The sequence below is a fragment of the Marinomonas maritima genome, from assembly GCF_024435075.2.
In the GTDB taxonomy this organism is placed as follows: Bacteria; Pseudomonadota; Gammaproteobacteria; order Pseudomonadales; family Marinomonadaceae; genus Marinomonas; species Marinomonas maritima.
In genome coordinates, this window is sequence record NZ_JAMZEG020000001.1 from 104,789 (window position 1) to 121,507 (window position 16,719).

The 16,719-nt window shown below is 43.2% G+C and carries 22 protein-coding genes; 11 read left to right on the forward strand and 11 right to left on the reverse strand.

The window, feature by feature from the left end; all coding sequences use genetic code 11:
• Positions 1-119: 119 nt before the first annotated feature.
• On the forward strand, positions 120-701 hold the full coding sequence (locus M3I01_RS00530; RefSeq protein ID WP_255893584.1) for a DJ-1/PfpI family protein: 582 nt from the start codon (positions 120-122) through the stop codon (positions 699-701).
• 1 nt (position 702) lies between these two features.
• On the opposite strand, the gene M3I01_RS00535 is transcribed toward M3I01_RS00530, so the two are convergent.
• Positions 703-981, reverse strand: a complete 279-nt coding sequence (locus M3I01_RS00535) for a putative quinol monooxygenase (RefSeq protein WP_255893585.1) — start codon at positions 979-981, stop codon at positions 703-705.
• A 335-nt stretch (positions 982-1,316) separates the two neighbouring features.
• Between M3I01_RS00535 and M3I01_RS18505 the strand changes: the two genes are divergently transcribed.
• Entirely contained in the window at positions 1,317-1,958 is a 642-nt protein-coding gene (locus tag M3I01_RS18505) for an IS4 family transposase (RefSeq protein WP_394358954.1), read from the forward strand.
• A 216-nt stretch (positions 1,959-2,174) separates the two neighbouring features.
• Complete coding sequence (locus M3I01_RS18510; RefSeq protein WP_394358955.1) at positions 2,175-2,504, forward strand: hypothetical protein; 330 nt, start codon at positions 2,175-2,177, stop codon at positions 2,502-2,504.
• 19 nt (positions 2,505-2,523) lie between these two features.
• On the opposite strand, the gene M3I01_RS00545 is transcribed toward M3I01_RS18510, so the two are convergent.
• Entirely contained in the window at positions 2,524-2,838 is a 315-nt protein-coding gene (locus tag M3I01_RS00545) for a GNAT family N-acetyltransferase (RefSeq protein WP_255893586.1), read from the reverse strand.
• On the reverse strand, positions 2,835-3,776 hold the full coding sequence (locus M3I01_RS00550) for a DMT family transporter (RefSeq protein WP_255893587.1): 942 nt from the start codon (positions 3,774-3,776) through the stop codon (positions 2,835-2,837). The genes M3I01_RS00545 and M3I01_RS00550 overlap by 4 nt, the downstream gene beginning before the upstream one ends.
• 165 nt (positions 3,777-3,941) lie before the next feature.
• On the opposite strand from M3I01_RS00550, the gene M3I01_RS00555 reads away from it, so the two are divergent.
• A complete protein-coding gene (locus M3I01_RS00555) occupies positions 3,942-4,403 on the forward strand; it encodes an Lrp/AsnC family transcriptional regulator (protein ID WP_255893588.1) in 462 nt (153 codons plus the stop codon).
• 7 nt (positions 4,404-4,410) lie between these two features.
• On the opposite strand, the gene M3I01_RS00560 is transcribed toward M3I01_RS00555, so the two are convergent.
• Entirely contained in the window at positions 4,411-5,238 is an 828-nt protein-coding gene (locus M3I01_RS00560) for a hypothetical protein (RefSeq protein ID WP_255893589.1), read from the reverse strand.
• A gap of 203 nt (positions 5,239-5,441) precedes the next feature.
• Between M3I01_RS00560 and M3I01_RS00565 the strand changes: the two genes are divergently transcribed.
• The 3 genes from M3I01_RS00565 (at position 5,442) to M3I01_RS00575 (ending at position 6,884) form a co-directional block, all read left to right on the forward strand.
• A complete protein-coding gene (locus tag M3I01_RS00565; protein ID WP_255893590.1) occupies positions 5,442-5,876 on the forward strand; it encodes a MarR family winged helix-turn-helix transcriptional regulator in 435 nt (144 codons plus the stop codon).
• Between the two features lie 127 nt (positions 5,877-6,003).
• On the forward strand, positions 6,004-6,426 hold the full coding sequence (locus tag M3I01_RS00570) for an organic hydroperoxide resistance protein (protein ID WP_255893591.1): 423 nt from the start codon (positions 6,004-6,006) through the stop codon (positions 6,424-6,426).
• 149 nt (positions 6,427-6,575) lie between these two features.
• Positions 6,576-6,884, forward strand: a complete 309-nt coding sequence (locus M3I01_RS00575) for a 4a-hydroxytetrahydrobiopterin dehydratase (RefSeq protein WP_255893593.1) — start codon at positions 6,576-6,578, stop codon at positions 6,882-6,884.
• A 39-nt stretch (positions 6,885-6,923) separates the two neighbouring features.
• On the opposite strand, the gene M3I01_RS00580 is transcribed toward M3I01_RS00575, so the two are convergent.
• Both M3I01_RS00580 and M3I01_RS00585 read right to left on the reverse strand, forming a co-directional pair.
• Complete coding sequence (locus tag M3I01_RS00580; protein WP_275564854.1) at positions 6,924-7,559, reverse strand: helix-turn-helix transcriptional regulator; 636 nt, start codon at positions 7,557-7,559, stop codon at positions 6,924-6,926.
• A 99-nt stretch (positions 7,560-7,658) separates the two neighbouring features.
• Positions 7,659-8,030, reverse strand: coding sequence for a DUF2306 domain-containing protein (locus M3I01_RS00585; RefSeq protein WP_255893595.1), 372 nt, complete (start codon positions 8,028-8,030; stop codon positions 7,659-7,661).
• A 177-nt stretch (positions 8,031-8,207) separates the two neighbouring features.
• Here M3I01_RS00585 and M3I01_RS00590 point away from each other — a divergent pair, with 177 nt between their 5' ends.
• Positions 8,208-9,224, forward strand: a complete 1,017-nt coding sequence (locus tag M3I01_RS00590) for an alpha/beta hydrolase family protein (protein WP_255893597.1) — start codon at positions 8,208-8,210, stop codon at positions 9,222-9,224.
• 22 nt (positions 9,225-9,246) lie between these two features.
• Here the strand turns inward: M3I01_RS00590 and M3I01_RS00595 are convergent, their stop codons facing one another.
• Positions 9,247-10,290, reverse strand: a complete 1,044-nt coding sequence (locus M3I01_RS00595) for a helix-turn-helix domain-containing protein (protein WP_255893598.1) — start codon at positions 10,288-10,290, stop codon at positions 9,247-9,249.
• Between the two features lie 163 nt (positions 10,291-10,453).
• Between M3I01_RS00595 and M3I01_RS00600 the strand changes: the two genes are divergently transcribed.
• Both M3I01_RS00600 and M3I01_RS00605 read left to right on the forward strand, forming a co-directional pair.
• Positions 10,454-10,807, forward strand: coding sequence for a DUF805 domain-containing protein (locus tag M3I01_RS00600; RefSeq protein ID WP_255893599.1), 354 nt, complete (start codon positions 10,454-10,456; stop codon positions 10,805-10,807).
• Positions 10,804-11,406 carry a hypothetical protein gene (locus M3I01_RS00605; RefSeq protein WP_255893601.1) on the forward strand — a complete coding sequence of 201 codons (603 nt, stop codon included), beginning with the start codon at positions 10,804-10,806 and terminating at the stop codon, positions 11,404-11,406. Before M3I01_RS00600 ends, M3I01_RS00605 begins: the two co-directional genes overlap by 4 nt.
• Here M3I01_RS00605 and M3I01_RS00610 read toward each other — a convergent pair.
• On the reverse strand, positions 11,389-12,240 hold the full coding sequence (locus M3I01_RS00610; protein WP_275564855.1) for a LysR family transcriptional regulator: 852 nt from the start codon (positions 12,238-12,240) through the stop codon (positions 11,389-11,391). The two genes, M3I01_RS00605 and M3I01_RS00610, sit on opposite strands and share 18 nt — an antisense overlap.
• A 192-nt stretch (positions 12,241-12,432) precedes the next feature.
• Between M3I01_RS00610 and M3I01_RS00615 the strand changes: the two genes are divergently transcribed.
• Positions 12,433-13,155 (forward strand): HPP family protein, encoded by a 723-nt coding sequence (locus M3I01_RS00615; protein ID WP_255893604.1) that lies wholly within the window; start codon positions 12,433-12,435, stop codon positions 13,153-13,155.
• Between the two features lie 156 nt (positions 13,156-13,311).
• Here the strand turns inward: M3I01_RS00615 and M3I01_RS00620 are convergent, their stop codons facing one another.
• The 3 genes from M3I01_RS00620 to dctP form a co-directional block, all read right to left on the reverse strand.
• On the reverse strand, positions 13,312-14,628 hold the full coding sequence (locus M3I01_RS00620; RefSeq protein ID WP_275564856.1) for a TRAP transporter large permease: 1,317 nt from the start codon (positions 14,626-14,628) through the stop codon (positions 13,312-13,314).
• On the reverse strand, positions 14,621-15,067 hold the full coding sequence (locus M3I01_RS00625; protein WP_255893606.1) for a TRAP transporter small permease subunit: 447 nt from the start codon (positions 15,065-15,067) through the stop codon (positions 14,621-14,623). Before M3I01_RS00625 ends, M3I01_RS00620 begins: the two co-directional genes overlap by 8 nt.
• A 142-nt stretch (positions 15,068-15,209) precedes the next feature.
• On the reverse strand, positions 15,210-16,277 hold the full coding sequence (gene dctP, locus M3I01_RS00630; RefSeq protein WP_275564857.1) for a TRAP transporter substrate-binding protein DctP: 1,068 nt from the start codon (positions 16,275-16,277) through the stop codon (positions 15,210-15,212).
• Positions 16,278-16,719 lie beyond the last annotated feature (442 nt).

Sequence of the window (16,719 nt, forward strand, 5' to 3'; positions counted from 1 at the left end):
GGCTCTGACGGTTCCTCTAGCTGGACAAAATGTATAGATATTTTCGCTGCTAAATTTTTGGAGTATCTGATACTTTATGTGCTTTACTGATAATTATTTTTTTCGAGAGAATGAAACTCATGAATATTGGAATTTATCTTTACCATAACGCAGAGGTGCTGGATTTTTCTGGTCCATTTGAGGTGTTTTCTACGGCGTCTCGTGTTTGCCAAAACGATGAACCTTTTAATGTGTTTTTGATTGGTGAATCAGGTGAAACGATTATCGCTAGAGCTGGCTATAAAGTGGTTCCTGACTACGGTTTCGACAATCATCCGAATATTGATGTGTTGGTCGTTGTAGGTGGTGACCACACTGAAGAGATAAATAAAGTGCATGTAATAGATTGGATCCATCAGCAGGCTAAAAAAGCGAGCTTGGTTGCTTCTGTCTGCACAGGCGCTTTTCTATTGGCGAAAGCGGAAGTACTACAGTCACAAAGAGTGACCACACACTGGGAAGATATCGCTGATCTGAAAGCAATGTTTACAACACTAGATGTAATAGAAAATGTACGCTGGGTCGATGCAGGCGACATAATTACTTCTGCTGGTATTTCTGCAGGAATTGATATGAGCTTACATATTGTTAGTAAGCTTCATAGTCTAGATCTCGCAGAGAAAACGGCTCGCCAAATGGATTTCGATTGGACTAAATCCTAGTTTAGTCACCTGTAACCGTATAAAATCGCTCTACGTTCTTAGTTACTTTGCCCCATTGAGACGCCTGAACTCTTGCTTGGTGTTTCTCAAAGGCGGTTTTGTCGGCAAATTCCTCGTACACATCAAATCGATGCCGGTTTTTGGCATCTCTTGTTACTGTGAAGACCAAACATCCTGACTCTTGATGAGTTAGGATGATGTGATTTGGTAGTTCACGTAATACGGTTTCTAGATCTTCCGCTGGTACTTCAATGTGTCCGTTTAAGGTGACTTTTGACATGCTAAAAGTGCTCTATTTATTCAAGGTTTAATCAAGATCATACACCATATAAGTGACGGAAAAAGGCAGATGCTCAAAGTGTTTGGTATCGCCTTTTATGAAGCCAAGTTGTTCGTACCAATCCTGCAATTTAGTGTGTTCGCCGATCACGCCAATGCTGATGAATTTGAGCTGGTCGGCTTTAGCCTGTGTAACAATATGTGCTACGAGTTGGGATCCGATGCTGAGGTATCCCCACGAATTTGATATAAATAACAATTAGTTAACATAATAAGGGAACGTTCATGGCCCTTGGTGATCAATAATTTCGCCAAAAACAATCAAACACGAGAGCCATGAACGCGACATCTATTCTGAACAAAATCCTTCCATTTGTCAGCCCAAATATGCATAAAACTCGACGCAAGGCGCTATCAGCTTGTGTACTCAGCTTAGCGCAAGGCAATCTTTGCACCGTGACTAGTATTGGTCGAGGCATCCAATCAAAAGCGTACGAAAAGCATCGCATTAAACGCTCAGACCGATTGCTCTCCAACCCGAATTTACACCGCGAAGCATTATCGATTTACGCTTATATCTGCCGACTCTTTGTGATTCAAACGCGTCCAATCATTAGCGTGGACTGGTCTGATTTAGATGCTCGTGGACAACACTTTCTCATTCGTGCCAGTACGGCTTTTGAGGGGCGATCCATTACGCTTTATGAAGAAGTGCATGACAAGCTCACAAAAGAAAAGCCTAAAACACATCGACAATTTTTAAGCGTTTTAAAAGCACTGCTTCCAAGTAAAGTAAAGCCCATCATTGTAACGGATGCTGGATTTAAGACACCTTGGTTAGATGAAGTTGTGAAACAGGGCTGGGATTATGTCGGACGAGTCAGAAGGCCGCGTAAGTACTATGATGACTCGCTTCAAGCTTGGCGCTGCATATCCACTTTGTTCTCTAGTGCTAATCAAAAACCTAAGCATCTATAGCTTAAACATCGTCAATCTAGTCCGATCACCAATCAGTTTGTTCTTTACAAGAGCCCACCTAAAGGGCGTCACTCCATCAATCAAAAAGGTAAAAGACGTGCTTCTTTATCTTCGCTTACCGCAGCCAGAGGTGCAAAAGAACCTTGGTTATTAGTGTCTTCTCTTCCCGTGAACCGTCTTTTTGCGAAACGTTGCGTCAAAGCATATGAAACGAGAATGCAAATTGAAGAAGGTTTTCGCGATATGAAAAGCAGCCGATTCGGCTTGGGATTTGAGTTGAGTTATACATCAAAGATAGAACGGCTAAGCAACTTAATCCTGCTTACAACTGTCACTGCGCTTCTGCTTGTTTTAGTCGGTAAAGTCATAGAGCTGGCAGGCTATGCAAAACGCTTCCAAGTGAACACTCTACGTAAGCGAAGAGTTCTGTCACACTTTTACCTTGGGAAACGAGCCATTATGACTCGTTTCCAGATATCAAAAAAGGAATGGCAGGACGGCATCAGGCAACTAGTCCAGCAGCTAAAACAAGGAGCCTATTCATGAGTAAATTTGTGGGGATACCTCAGGATCCGATGCCTTTGCTTTGTTGTTCAGGTAAAACGGATAATCGGTTCAAGTAGGCCTTGCGAACAACATTGTTCTTTGTAGGAACTTCGTACGCCACACAGGCAATGGGCTGTTGATTTTCCGTTAAAACAAAATAGCGCTCGCCGCGTTCAAAATCTTTTTTTACCCAGTCTGTTTCGCAAAAGGATGGGTGCTTTGCGCCGTTTTTTTGGTTGATGCCAAAGCTATTAGCAACTGGACGGTTGGCTTCACGGATGAGGCTCGCAAGAACATCGGATTGATCTGAAAACACTTCTATTATTTGTCTCATGCTTTTTCCTTATATGCTTTTATAGATAGCAGAGACCAGTTGAATTTTACGGCACAAACAGCGAGTAGAACCAACAATACGCCAACGCCTTGTAAGCCGCTAATAGTATTCGAAAAAGCGAAGTAATCGACAAACAGGGCGGTAACAGGGTAAATAAAGGACAATAAGGCAATAAGGTTAGTAGGTAGTTTCTGGAAGCTGTCATACATAATGATATACATAAAACTGGTTAACACAGCACCAAGAATTAAGAGATCTATCCATTGGCTGGTTTGTGTCGGTAAGCTTTTAAAATCGACAAAGGGTAACAGCATAATAATACCCACAATGACCTGAACCAAGGCCACAAAAGTAGAAGGTATTTGGCTGACTTTTTTTGTGATTAAGGTGGTGACCGTATAAAGCAGGGCGGCACCTAATGCGAGTAATAAACCAATAAGTGCGGAAGGTTCACTGTCTTGGGAAACAAGGTTGGAATCCGTAGAGAAGAGCGTCCGAATTTCGCTTAAGTCTAATTCGACGATCAAGAAAAGTCCTGTAAACGCAAGAGCTAACCAAAACAGCAAACTTCCAGACAGTTTGTCCTTGGTGAATAACGTGCCAGCCAATACCAAAAATAATGGCTGCATGTGATACGCCACTGTGGCGATAGAAAACGGAATGTAGTCAAACGAGGCAAACAAAAAAATCCAGTTTGCAACTAAGGTAATGCCACCTAAGAGGATCAGTAAGATCGCGTTTTGTTGGAAAAACTCACGACGGATTAATCCTGCATAATAGGCGTAACCACCTAGAAAAACTGCACCAATAACACAGCGAAAGAAAATGACATTCCACACAGATTGCTCAGAACTGATAACAAAGTAACCAATGGTGCCAGACAATATCATTGCGAGAGTTAACTCAATGCTGCCTATCGTACTATTCGACTGTTTCATAAATGTGCTCCTTGTAAGATTGTTTACTAACTTACTTTATTCATCAAAGATGTTTTCTTTGTAAGGCGAGTGTTTTATGGTTTATAGAATAAAGCGAAATAAGGCCTTTTGGCAGGTATAAAAATAGATAAATACAGCGAATAGCTGTATGTATTGGAGGGAAAAATGCGAAATAACCTTAAAAAAGAAGACGTCCATTTGGATGGTATTGATACGCGCTTAATCGAACTACTTTACGATAATGCTAGAACCCCTGTTACCGAACTCGCTCGTGCGGTTGGAATGACGGCGCCGAGTGTGAATGAGCGATTAAGGCGGCTCGAAGAAAGTGGTGTGATTGCGCATTATTGTGTCGAAGTGAATCCAGCTGCATTAGGTTACGGTTTAATGGCTATTGTTCGTATGCGCCAATTACCGGGTAAAATGAAAGAGCTGGAAGCGCAAATTAATTCGATTGCTGAAATAGTGGAATGTGACAAAGTCACGGGAGACGACTGTTATATTGCTCGCCTTTATCTAAAGGACATCAGCGAACTTGATCCTATCTTAGACAGTATATCTGAACTGGCGGACACCAATACGGCGATTGTGAAATCCACCCCAGTGAAGCGCCGGCTGTTAGTGTAAGTGGCTATTAAACAATCGGCCCTAATGCTTTCTTGATCACACTGGCAGCGGAACATTCTCCAATATAATCTGACCCTTCTTTTCCGAGCGTTTGCAATTTGCTTGTTGCTTCGTAGGAACCCAGACTAGCGGCTTTCTGAAGCCATAATAGATAGTTGTTTTGATCTTCTTTGAAATCAAGGTAGTTATCAATATCGTCTTTGTCATCAAAGTCAGAATGGCGCTCCTTGTTGAAAGCTTTTGCGACAGTAAGCGCGGCTCGACTGTTTCCTAACTTCGCAGCGACAGAAGCGATTGCAATGGCCATTTTGTAATTAACGTCCAATATTTTTCCATTCAATAAGAACTCAGACAAATTAAAAAGTGATTCTGCATTGCCTTCTTTTGCCTGTTGAATATCGTCTTTGGTTTTTCGGATGACGGTCACTGAAAAGTGATCAAGGTTGTCGAGAAAAATAAGACTTTGATCTTCGAGGTGTTTTTTTAACGCTTTAACTCGAGTGGCTTTTCGTACTTTAAACCCGAAAACCAAGGCGAAGAATAAAATGGCGACATATAAAAGTATCATGAAGACGACAGCCGACAGATAAACATACATCGGAACCAGATCAAACAGGGGTTTTGGGTTGAACATAAGCAAGCGGATGATCGTGCAGGCTAATAGGATAATTAGAAAAAACTTCCCTAACCCACGAGATTTATTGCTTTTATCCCACTCTTTTTTGGCGTGTTCGGACTGAATAAAATGCGCTTCATCAATAGGAAGAGCCGTCGCCTTTAGAAAATCATCGCTATGGATCAGTTTTTTTAAAATGGTAAGAGTATCTTGATCCATGGGAGTACCTTTCGATGACGTGTTTTGTATTTGATTAAGGCGCATTATAGAGACTTGAGCTGGGAAATCACTATCAATATAGCGATTGTGACAGCGGCGCCAGTAACGTGTTGGTGGTTGATTTACTGTCGTGACGCGCAGTAATGTGTAAAATGCTTAACTATTATCGCTATAACTGTTCGCGCAACCATTTATGAGAACCTATGAAATCACATAACCCTTTACGACTCGACAGCCAACTTTGTTTTGCTTTGTATTCCACTTCGTTGGCGATGACGCAGTTTTACAAAGAACCGCTGTCGCAGATTGGCCTGACGTATCCGCAATACACGGTAATGTTGATTCTATGGGAGCAAGACGGCGTTAGTTTGAAACACATTAGCGATGCTCTTGGGCAAAAGTCGGGCGCTCTTACGCCGGTGATTAAACGCATGGAAGCAGATGGTTTAGTACAGCGTTTACGTGGTGTAGAAGACGATAGAAGCTTAAGCATTGCGTTAACAGAAAAAGGAAAGCAGCTTCGCGAGCAAGGGTTGGAAGTAAACCGCTGCGTTGCTGAAGCCTGCGGGATTGATATGGACGAAGTGGTGGCATTGCGTGAGCAATTGGTCAAACTGAGATCAAAATTAATAAAATAATGATTGCGTAGTAATAGTTATTGCAATAACATACTTACAACAGCTCAGAACAACTGAGCTTTTATTTGGCTTTACAGTTATCGCGATAACTATTTTTCAATAATCATTCTTAATTAAGGAATCAATCATGCAAGCAATTTATAGCGCAACAGCAACTTCTACTGGCGGCCGCGATGGTCGTTCCGTTTCTTCTGATAACAAATTGGACCTCTCCCTCAGTACGCCAAAAGAATTAGGCGGCGCGGGTGGTGAAGGTACAAATCCAGAGCAACTTTTTGCCGCAGGTTACTCGGCTTGTTTCATTGGTGCGTTGAAATTGGTGGCGACACAACAGAAAATCAAACTGCCTAATGACGTAAATGTCACCGCGATCATCGGTATTGGTCCAAACACCAAAGGCGAAGGGTTTACCATTAGTGCAGATTTGGAAGTGAGTATTCCGGGTGTAGAAGCCAGCGTGGTAGAGCAATTGGTTGAAGCCGCACATCAGGTTTGCCCATACTCAAACGCGACTCGTGGCAATATCGACGTAAACTTCACTATCAAATAATTGTTGCGGTAGCACTTTTTAAAAACCTTCGATGTAACGCCATCGGAGGTTTTTTGTCGTGGTGTTTTCGAATGGGCAATGAAAGGGCTACACTGGTCTTTCTCATACAAGTATTTCAATTTTTCTTACTTAAACGACAAGAGGTGATCATGACACATCGAAAGTTCGCTCAACATGAGATAGAAGAAGCGCTCGGTCAATTAAACGCAAGCGCACAAAAAGCGTGGTTAATCGAAGACGAAAAACTCACAAGAACCTTTAAATTCAAAGATTTTCAGCACGCTTTTGGTTTTATGAGTATGTGTGCTATTTACGCTGAAAAGAAAGATCATCACCCAGAATGGTTTAATGTGTACAGTACGGTCAAAATTCAATTAACGACTCACGATGTGTCGGGTATTTCCCATAAAGACTTTGATCTTGCCAAGCAAATGGAAGCCTTTGCATCGCGGGTTTAGTCCATAACGATGCGTAAGCTTCTGGTGATTTGAGTCGGACTAATTGGCGAGGATAGCCACTAAAAGTTGACTGGATGTTGGCACTAAGCCAATTTTTAGGTCGAATGGCTTAAATACCTTATTAATGACTTCTGGAGTGTAGTTGCCTTTGTTGTTTTCAACCTCAGACAACGTCTTACGAGAAACCCCTGTTAACTCGGTAAAGGCCTCTTGTCTTAGTCCTAAGACTTTTACTCGCAACTCACGAAGCGCAGCGCCTTGCGATACTTCATTCAATAACAGACGTTTGATGATCTGATTTACAGTCACTAACTGTTCTTCTTTTGCCATCGGCGTGAGGCTTTTTGACGCCCGTTGTCTATTAGTTTGAGTGAGCGACGCGGTGGACTCGGCTTCAATAACGCTAGTCGTGTTTATCGGTGTGTTTTGTGGGGAGCTCTCAAGTGGCGCTTTCGGTTTACTGTCTACCGGTGCTTTAGGCGTACGTTTAACCGTTTGTGGAGAGATAATTACTTCCGCTAATGGCTGTTCTTTGGGTTGAATATCCTTCTTTTCTTTGGCGCTTTTCTTCGCTTCTAACTTGGCTTGTTTCTTCTTTTTAAGCTCATTTTTTTTTGATTTAGCTTTGTGCTTCTTCATCGGTTGAGCGCTGTCTAATTGGCCTTTCATCTTCATGTTTTCGTCTCCAGTAGCTTTTAAAGTGCGTATGGAATCAGAGTACAGAGTTAATATGACAGATAAGTAACAATAGAGTTATTAGATAATATTTATAATCTAAAATAAGCCGAACAGCCATTCATGGATTAAACGCCCTGGTGCTAATGTGCCAAGGCCTGCGCCGATCAGTCCGAAAAAAGCCCCTGTAGTAAAGCTTTTATGACGCCTTATGTTTCCTTTGCGAGCAAAAAAAATAGACGCCACGATGCAGACTAATATCCAGACAGACAACAGATGGAAAAGGCTGTATTGACCTATAACGGGGGTAAAGCCACTTAACCCAAAAGACGAAACGGCCACGACGACCATTGCCACCATCCAAGACCAGCCAACAAACTTATGTCGCTTAGTGCCTTTGTGAGTCATCAGCTGATAAGTGCCAATAATAAGTGCCCAAACCGCCGCTGATATATGAAGAGTTAATAGCATTAAGAATCCTTTTCGTGTTTTAGCTGACATGAGAAAACACAGTAGACACGGTTTTTTCGTTTAAAACATGACATATATTGCTTTATTTCACGTCCTCAATCCTGTTGTAGGACGCTTTATGGGCCTTTTCTACTCATAGTCGTTTCTCTTAATTCACCTTTAGAGAGAAACGACGTCATGAAACAATTTACTTATTTCATCTTATTATTGGCTTGCTGGGCTTCGAATGCTTCGGCGCAGGCGGTGGGGTTCGATCAAACCATCTTATACTCAGACAGCGACCGACCATTAAAAGTCAGTATTTGGTACCCGTCTCAAACCACATTTCCAACAGAGCGAGTGGCAGACAATCCTGCTTTTTTAGGCACCGATGTGGTGCGAATCGGTACACCGTTAGTAGGAACGTTTCCGCTGGTGGTTATCTCTCATGGTTATCGAGGCAATTGGCGTAATCAAAACTGGTTAGCGACTCGATTGGCTCAAGACGGCTATATCGTTGCATCGTTGGATCATCCCGGTACGACGAGCTTTGATCATACCCCAGCGCTTGCAGCCCAGTGGTGGCAACGGCCTAACGACATGTCACGGTTATTGGATTGGTTATTGGATAAGTCTGATTTAATGCCTTTTATCGATTCTAGTAATATCACTGCAATAGGGCATTCTTTGGGCGGCTGGACTGTAATGGCATTGGCGGGCGCAGAGTTTGACCGAGATCAGTTAAAGCAAGAATGCGCTCTCAAAAACAATCCTCGTGTGTGTGGTTTGATGCCAGAGTTAGGTTTGGATAAAGAGCAGAAAGGTGAGCCAATAGGCAGTGTAAAAGACGAGCGAATCCAGCGTGTTGTTTCATTAGACTTGGGGTTGGCGCGCAGCTTTTCTCGGCAGAGTTTGCAAAATCTGACCACGCCAACGTTAATCCTCGCCGCAGGTGTGGACATTGGTGATTTACCGCAAGCCGAAGAATCTGGCTTTCTTGCTCAATATATTCCTCATGAAAAACGAGATTACATCATCTATTCAGACGCTGCGCATTTCAGCTTTATGCAACTCTGTAAACCGGGCGCGATCGCCATGATCGAAGAGGAAGAGCCGGGTGATGGCATTGTTTGTCAAGATGGCGATGGTCGTTCGCGGGAAACGTTGCATCAGGCCATTTACCAAGACATCACACGATTTATTCAAACACCTTAAAGCATCGTTTGTATAACGTGCTTCATACATTAGAGCGCCGAAAGGCGCTCGGTGTTTGTTGTGTGACTCGGTTGAATTCTCGGTTGAAGTTGGACTTAGTCTGAAACCCTGAATCTAGGTAGATTTGCGTGATGTTTTTATCGCTACTGGTTAGCAGCTTTTTCGCTCGTTCAATACGGTATTCATTCACGACTTGGGAAACATTTCGGCCATAGACTTGGTTAATAGCGGCGGATATTTGGCGAGCAGGAATACAGGCTTTTCGAGCGAGTCGGTCTAAGGTCAAATCGGGATCGAGAAAGACTTCTTTGGTTGTCAACAACACGTCTATTTTATGGACGATGTCTTTTACTTCATCGTCCGTAAGCTGGTGGTTCGGCTTGTCTTTTGGTTCGGCAATGAAAGATTCATTGTCATCTTGATGAAGCGTTTCATTCATACTTGGTGCAATGCTCAAGCTAATCATAATCACCGCAATGGCGAGTACAGGTAAGAGCACTGCATGACCAATGGCGAGGATAATCAGCGCGTGTTTGCCAGCAAAAAGTGAGAAATCGACCGCTAATGCACCATCAATCATCGCAGACATTAATAGCATGGCACCCGCGATCCGTTCCGCTTTGAGTGCTTTGTCTATATCTGATAAGCGTACTTGCTCGGGAATGCGTGATGCTTTGAATGACGCGTGAATCAGCGCGCTACCGTAACCCACATACAGTAGCGTCAAGACAGGGTCTAGAGGAGGTCGCCAAAAAGGATAAGTAAAAGAGCACAATATGACAAAAATGGGGGGCAATAAATGCCAAAAACGAAACGCATGACGTTTGTGAGCACTCGAAAAACAGTACCACGCGGTAACAGGAATACAGGCTGCGAAGATAGGTTGCAGTAAACGAAATAATGAGTAATCAAACGTCCAGCGTAGTCCTACTACCGTTGTTGTTAACGCACACAAAGCAACAAAAGCAAACGCTGATTGGGTGCTTTCTTCACGACGAATAAACAACAACGCCGCCAAGATAGACAACAGTAAGGCAACCACAAAAGGCAATGGAATGGCGATCATTTCGGCTCCGTTTGAATTATTAATGTTTGTTTCTACTGATCATTCTAATCGACATTATGTCCTAGAAAGCCATCAAGGACGTCCTCGAACCTGATTGAGGACGCAAGTTTCTTGGTGCAAACGTACTTTTAAGTCTTCAAATATCTCTTATTAGGAGAAAAGTATGAACTGGTATTTTGATGGGTGGAAGCGATATGCGCAATTTTCTGGAACCGCTTCACGGGAAGCATTTTGGATGTTTTGCTTAGTGAATGTTTTGATCTCGATGGTATTTGTCGTGTTGGAAGTATTTTTTCAAGCGACATGGCAAATGGATGCGCTTTATAGTCTGCTGGTTTTTTTGCCGATGTTGTCTCTAACGGTTCGCAGATTACACGACACCAATCGCTCTGCTTGGTGGTTATTGGTGGTCTTGGTTCCTGCCATTGGCATGGTGATTCTACTTATTATATTGGCATTACCGAGCGACAGTAATGATCAAAAATTCGATTACCCACAAGTTGGCGGTGTATCATGAAAATCATCAATAAGATGAGGGTTGTTAATAACTTACCCCACTTATCCACCAAGTTATGCTCAATTTGGCTATTTTTGTCATTTTTTTCTGCTGAAACAATGGCTTTAGACATAAACGCGTCTTCTGAAATAAAAGCCGTGGTGTATATAGCGTCGCCAAAAGTCGGAACACTATTGCAACTGCGTGGCATCGCTGGAAAAGGCGTGCTTGTATCTAGAGAAGTGTTTGGTAAACAAATCATCGTCAAGCAGCAAGACAACACGCATTGTGTTGCCGCACCGATTCGGTTTGCGGCGGGTGACTTTGGCGGCTCGGCCATTGGCATTCAGTCAATCGATAGCATTCGATTGTTAATTTACTCTGATAAAGTAGCGAACAGGCTTATCGCAGGGGACGAAATTGTGAGTGAAGACTATGATATTACCGATCAAAGCGACGCCAGATTGGGTGATATTAAAATCGAATCTGGTTTAACGCTAAGTTATGGCTTTGTGCTAAATCCAGGTGAATGGTCTTGGTCGTCCATGTTTGGCTTGGATAAACAGCAAGTGACGTGTCCGTTTTTTCAAGACGGTGCTTCGTTATATCGACCAACTTGAGAACGCTTTGACTTGGTCTAGTAGTTGTTGCTTAGCCTGTTCAAACTCGTCCGGTAATGTGTTGTTTTTGTGATACACAAGGTAAATGGGGTAAGTAAATTCCGCCGCGCCATTGACCTTGTGTAGCTGTCCTTCCTGAATGTATCGGTCGACGACTCGGGTTCGAAAATACCCATTTCCACCTTTTGCTAGTAGGTATTTTAATGCCATCGGGCCAAGAGAGAATTGCATCGCCGCTCTACGGTTAAACGGTACACAGCGATCAAATTGAAGGGTGAATTCTTCTCCCCAATCGATGAATAAATCCGGTATTTGTTGTGTGTTGGAAGCGACGTGTATGAGCTTTTCTTCGGCGATTTGCTCGACCACTAAACTAGGTAAATAACGCGGACTGTGGACAATGATTGCGTCGATTTCTTGTTTTTGTAGGGATTGATATAACATATCCGTAGTAGTGACTTGGCTGTGGATGATCAAATGTGGCATATCTTCGTTAAGGGCCAGAAGCCAGTCGATCAATATCGGATTCCACAGACTGATTTCCCCGCCAATATGTAGCGTTTGCTGAGCTTGATAGTCGGAATTTCCACAAATTTTCTTGGCTTGCTCCCATGCTTCCATCATGTTTTTGGCCGGTTTTACAAAAGCCTCACCGCTTTTGGTGAGCTTCGCACCCGCTCGATTACGAATGAATAAGGTGCAACCTAACGCCGCTTCTAATGCTTGAACACGTGCGGTAACGGTTGTTTGGGTGACATGTAAGCGTTCTGCTGCACGCGCAAACGTACCCGCGTGAATGATTTCTAGAAAGGTTCTGGCTTGTTCAATATCCATCGTCATTAACTTTAAATGCAATATTATTGCAGTTAAACCTCATTTAAATTCGTTATACATGAGGCTATTCTAATCATTAAAATAGCGCCGTTACTAGGTAAAAGTACAGTGAGCGACGATTAAGAGCAACGCGGTGCCTTTTGCTTTTGTTGTCTTAAATAGGTGTTATTTTAGTAAGGCTCTATTGTCCACATGTTCATTTCGTTCTGTCGTAATACCGCTCGTTTTATTGGCATTGAAACCAATAAAACTTCTCACTTTGAACGCTTCATTTCTGGAACGACGGCCTGTATTACGTTGGTTAGTGTCTTCTATTTTTCGAATTTATTCTTGTCGCTGCCGGATTCATTATTGGTGGTGTCTTCCATTGGTGCCAGCGCGGTATTGTTGTTCGCCGTTCCCCATGGCGCTTTGTCTCAACCATGGCCTTTTATGGTGGGGCATCTTATTTCTGCCTTCATCGGCATCAGCTTTTATCAGCAATTTGGCGCGTCTTTTGTGACGGGCGCCATGGCAGTCGGTGTATCGATTATCGTTATGCATTACCTTGGGTGCTTACATCCACCGGGAGGGTCCACCGCCTTATCCTGTGTGATCGGTGGAAGTAGCATACATGCGATGGGTTATGAGTTTTTATTGTACCCACTGTTGATTAATCTACTGGCGATGCTGGTACTCGCCTTCGTTCTTAACAATTGTTTCTATTGGCGTCGTTACCCTTTGTTTTTGAACACATCTGTTCGAAATAAAACCAATGAGCAACATCAGTTCGAGATTGGTGACCTTTACCACGTATTAGAAGAGGATGATGTTTTTGTCGACGTTAGTGCAGAAGAGCTCATGCACATCTACAACGCTGCGAGAGACAATGCAAAAAAACGCCACAAACGCCTTGTTTCACAACTGCCTAAATAGAAGCGAACCTTGTGGCGTAGTGAGTGGTGTTTCTTACGATCAAGCTTAATATGTCACACTTGCGAGAGATTGCTTTTAGTGAGAAATGCTCCAATACCTTATCAAGGTTAACAATGGGCTGTTCAATTAGCCCGTTGCTAACGATGTTTTTGAACCTTATCGAGAGGTTATTAAGCCCGGTAGATACGTTGCCACGCTGGGAAGTAAAACAACGATTATGAGGACTAACAGTTGGATTATTACAAACGGCATAACTCCTTTATACATATGACGATAGGTCATGCTTTTAGGGGCGATTGATTTCAGGTAGAAAATCGATGGTGCCATCGGTGGCGTTAGATAAGAGGTTTGAATCACAACCATAAACATCACCGCAAACCAGATGGGATCGATCCCAGCCGCATTTACTAATGGCGTAAAAATAGGCACAAAGATCAAGACGACAGATATCCAATCGAGTACAAAACCTGCCACAAATACTACCGCCATCAGTAGGAATATTAGGCCGTAGGAGCCCATGTTCAAACCATCTACCCATTCTGTGATCATCCAGCCACCGCCAGCTACCGCAAAGATACTGGTGAACATAGTGCCACCCATTACAATCAGCATTATCATTGCCGTAATCTTAATTGTGGTTCGCAGTGCGTTAATAAATTTACTCATTGTCAGTTCGCGAAAAACCAAAGACAACAGTGCAGCTCCGGCAGCACCAACGGCGGCGGCCTCTGTCGGTGAGGCTATCCCTAATAGTAACGAACCCAATACCGCTGTTATTAATAGCATCGGTGGAATAATCGCCGATAGCGTAATTTGCAACTTTTCTTTGAGTGGAACCATGTCTGCTTCTGGAGACGCCGGTCCTAACTTTTTATTGATACGACAAGCAATCAAGATGTACAGAATAAATAGCACAACCATGATTAATCCAGGCAACAAACTGGCGGCGAACAATTGGCCGATCGATAGTTGTGCCATGGAGGAATATACCACCACAACGATAGAGGGAGGGATGATAGTGCCAAGCGAGCCTCCGGCACACACGGTTCCTGCCATCAAACTTTGATCGTATTTGTATTTTGCCATTGCGGGCAAAGCCATCATACCGACCACTATTTCCACTGCCCCCACAACACCAGAAGCGGCGGCGAAAATGGCACACATGGTAATCGTTGAAACGGCTAAACCACCAGGAAATCGCCCCATCCATAACTGCAAGGCTTTAAATAAGCGAAGTGCCAAACCTGTTTGTTCTAGTAATGCGCCCATTAGAATAAACAGTGGAATAGCAGAAAGGGTAAAGTTAGAGGCGGTGTGAAGAATAGAACCGTAAAGCTGTAAAAACAGACTGTCCCCGAACACCATTAAACCGAAGCCAGCAGCCACTATGATTAATGATAGGGCGACCGGAATACCTGCGAAGACGAAGATGAATAAAGCGATAAACATCCAAACTGGAATGAGCTCAATCATGCAGTGATACTCCTGATTCTGTCGTATGGCCTGGAATTTTAGTGCTTAGCATAAATTTGATACCTTCTAGATAGAGCTGTAGGGTGCAAGCGATTAAACCTAGCGCGAGTGCAGCATAGAAAGGCCAAACAAGTGGGGCCCAGGGGCTAACGCTTTCCAATTCACCTGTAAGAAATGCTTTGTAAGCTTTACTGGTAGCTACCCAAGAAAAACCTGCAAAAGCGGGACCCGCTAAAAAGGCATACACAATAGCATTGAGCTTCTGTTGAAAACGAACAGGTAATTGGCTGGATAGAAAGTCGATCCGTACGTGAGCTTCATGGTTAAGTGAGTAGGCACCACCCAGTAGAAAGAGACTGCCATTTAACATATAAGAAAGGTCGAAAGCCCATAACGTAGGGGCTTGAAAAATATAGCGCGCCGCGACCTCGTATAACATTGAGCAGACCAGCAGGCAGATCAATAGCATTGCCGTCTGGCCCAGTAATATGGATACGGTATTAAGAGATTTGAGAAAATTGTGCATATGGAGGAGCCTCATAAGGGCGCCTTACGACGCCCCTTTTTGATTGCATTATTTATTATTCTGCATCACGTACAAAAACGCCTGAGTTACGGCTCCAAGCTTCTTGGTAAGCTAGGTATTCGTCGAGTATCACATTCATTGAGTTATTGCCCTTATCTGCTTGCTCCTTAGCACGAGCTTTCATCCACTGATGACCGTAGCCGCGAATCACGGATAATACGGATTTATCTAACGTAATGATCTCATTACCAAAGTCTCGATAGGTATCCATGGCTTTAATATCAGCATTGGCAAAGTGTAAAAAGGCTTCCATCGTCGTCACACGTGCAGCGGCTTCAACTTTTGTTTGCAGCTCTGGCGATAATTTGTCCCAAGTTTCTGTTTTGAGAACAATTTCCCAGACAAAAGTAGGTTGATGAATACCCGGTACTATTATGTAGGGAGCGACTTCATGAAACCCTTCTGACAGGTTTGAGCCTGGCGTCGCCCACTCTACCACATCGACACCTTTGCGCTGCAATAGCGTATAAGTTTCACCCGATGGCACGACAGTAGGTACGCCGTCCAAATAATCCTTAAGTACGCCAGCCCACGCGCCCGATGTGCGATATTTTAGGTTGGCAAAGTCTTCTATCTTATTAATTGGCTTGTTGGCATGCGCCAAAATTTCAGACGTACCAACACCAATGATTAAGCTGTGTAGACCCATTTTTTCACTGCGGTATGCCTGCATGCGCTCAAGACCACCTCCTTCATATAACCATGCCATCGTCGCTTCGGGTGACATACCGCCTGGAAAACTTGCGAAAATTGCATTAGTTGGATCTTGATTGACAAGATAACTTGGGGTTGAGTGACCCGCTTCCACGATACCATCCTGTACGGATTCATAGACTTTGAATGCCGGTACAACAACGCCAGCACCAAATGGTCGAATTTTGATTTGGTTATCGGTCAGATCACCGACATGACCAGCAAACCGTTTGAGGAAATTGTTATAAAAGAAAGAGCCTTCTGGCACGGAAGAAGGGATCTTCCACGTTATTTCAGTAGCACTGGTGACAGGAGCGAGAAAGGCTCCACCCAAAATGGCAGAAGCAGCTAATATTTTTATAATTTTCATTGTGATCTCCATAGAACAGCGTTGTTATTATAAGATTAGAGAAATAAATATATTGTATCCAATATACAATATCAAGATTAATACTATTTTTTTGTAGCGCAACGGACAGGTGTATTTGATTAGGATGTTAGTGCTGATGTGAAAATTAATTGTATAGACCGTATCTGACAGGTATTTCTATCGGCTTTTAACTGGCTGGACTCAAGATCAATCCTCTATAAGGGGTTTCTCGAGAAAATGAACGAATACCTAAGAAGTTGCTGAGCTATCTTGAAAGCCTAAGCTGACATAGGAAATAGTTCTCAACGCTGCATTTTGTTCGAGTATAATTATTTTTCTAATGTTAAGAAGAATGCACTTGTGACTTCACCGTGAAGCCATGACTCGTTCTAATAAGTGAGGGTAGACAATTGGCTCAAAAGAGAGGGAACATGCGATCAAG

Bases quoted from the DNA above. Each gene is read 5' to 3' on its own strand.
- M3I01_RS00530 (WP_255893584.1), top strand. From the start codon at position 120: ATGAATATTGGAATTTATCTTTACCATAACGCAGAGGTGCTGGATTTT.
- M3I01_RS00535 (WP_255893585.1), bottom strand. From the start codon at position 981: ATGTCAAAAGTCACCTTAAACGGACACATTGAAGTACCAGCGGAAGAT.
- M3I01_RS18505 (WP_394358954.1), top strand. From the start codon at position 1,317: ATGAACGCGACATCTATTCTGAACAAAATCCTTCCATTTGTCAGCCCA.
- M3I01_RS18510 (WP_394358955.1), top strand. From the start codon at position 2,175: ATGCAAATTGAAGAAGGTTTTCGCGATATGAAAAGCAGCCGATTCGGC.
- M3I01_RS00545 (WP_255893586.1), bottom strand. From the start codon at position 2,838: ATGAGACAAATAATAGAAGTGTTTTCAGATCAATCCGATGTTCTTGCG.
- M3I01_RS00550 (WP_255893587.1), bottom strand. From the start codon at position 3,776: ATGAAACAGTCGAATAGTACGATAGGCAGCATTGAGTTAACTCTCGCA.
- M3I01_RS00555 (WP_255893588.1), top strand. From the start codon at position 3,942: ATGCGAAATAACCTTAAAAAAGAAGACGTCCATTTGGATGGTATTGAT.
- M3I01_RS00560 (WP_255893589.1), bottom strand. From the start codon at position 5,238: ATGGATCAAGATACTCTTACCATTTTAAAAAAACTGATCCATAGCGAT.
- M3I01_RS00565 (WP_255893590.1), top strand. From the start codon at position 5,442: ATGAAATCACATAACCCTTTACGACTCGACAGCCAACTTTGTTTTGCT.
- M3I01_RS00570 (WP_255893591.1), top strand. From the start codon at position 6,004: ATGCAAGCAATTTATAGCGCAACAGCAACTTCTACTGGCGGCCGCGAT.
- M3I01_RS00575 (WP_255893593.1), top strand. From the start codon at position 6,576: ATGACACATCGAAAGTTCGCTCAACATGAGATAGAAGAAGCGCTCGGT.
- M3I01_RS00580 (WP_275564854.1), bottom strand. From the start codon at position 7,559: ATGAAGATGAAAGGCCAATTAGACAGCGCTCAACCGATGAAGAAGCAC.
- M3I01_RS00585 (WP_255893595.1), bottom strand. From the start codon at position 8,030: ATGCTATTAACTCTTCATATATCAGCGGCGGTTTGGGCACTTATTATT.
- M3I01_RS00590 (WP_255893597.1), top strand. From the start codon at position 8,208: ATGAAACAATTTACTTATTTCATCTTATTATTGGCTTGCTGGGCTTCG.
- M3I01_RS00595 (WP_255893598.1), bottom strand. From the start codon at position 10,290: ATGATCGCCATTCCATTGCCTTTTGTGGTTGCCTTACTGTTGTCTATC.
- M3I01_RS00600 (WP_255893599.1), top strand. From the start codon at position 10,454: ATGAACTGGTATTTTGATGGGTGGAAGCGATATGCGCAATTTTCTGGA.
- M3I01_RS00605 (WP_255893601.1), top strand. From the start codon at position 10,804: ATGAAAATCATCAATAAGATGAGGGTTGTTAATAACTTACCCCACTTA.
- M3I01_RS00610 (WP_275564855.1), bottom strand. From the start codon at position 12,240: ATGGATATTGAACAAGCCAGAACCTTTCTAGAAATCATTCACGCGGGT.
- M3I01_RS00615 (WP_255893604.1), top strand. From the start codon at position 12,433: ATGTTCATTTCGTTCTGTCGTAATACCGCTCGTTTTATTGGCATTGAA.
- M3I01_RS00620 (WP_275564856.1), bottom strand. From the start codon at position 14,628: ATGATTGAGCTCATTCCAGTTTGGATGTTTATCGCTTTATTCATCTTC.
- M3I01_RS00625 (WP_255893606.1), bottom strand. From the start codon at position 15,067: ATGTTATACGAGGTCGCGGCGCGCTATATTTTTCAAGCCCCTACGTTA.
- dctP (WP_275564857.1), bottom strand. From the start codon at position 16,277: ATGAAAATTATAAAAATATTAGCTGCTTCTGCCATTTTGGGTGGAGCC.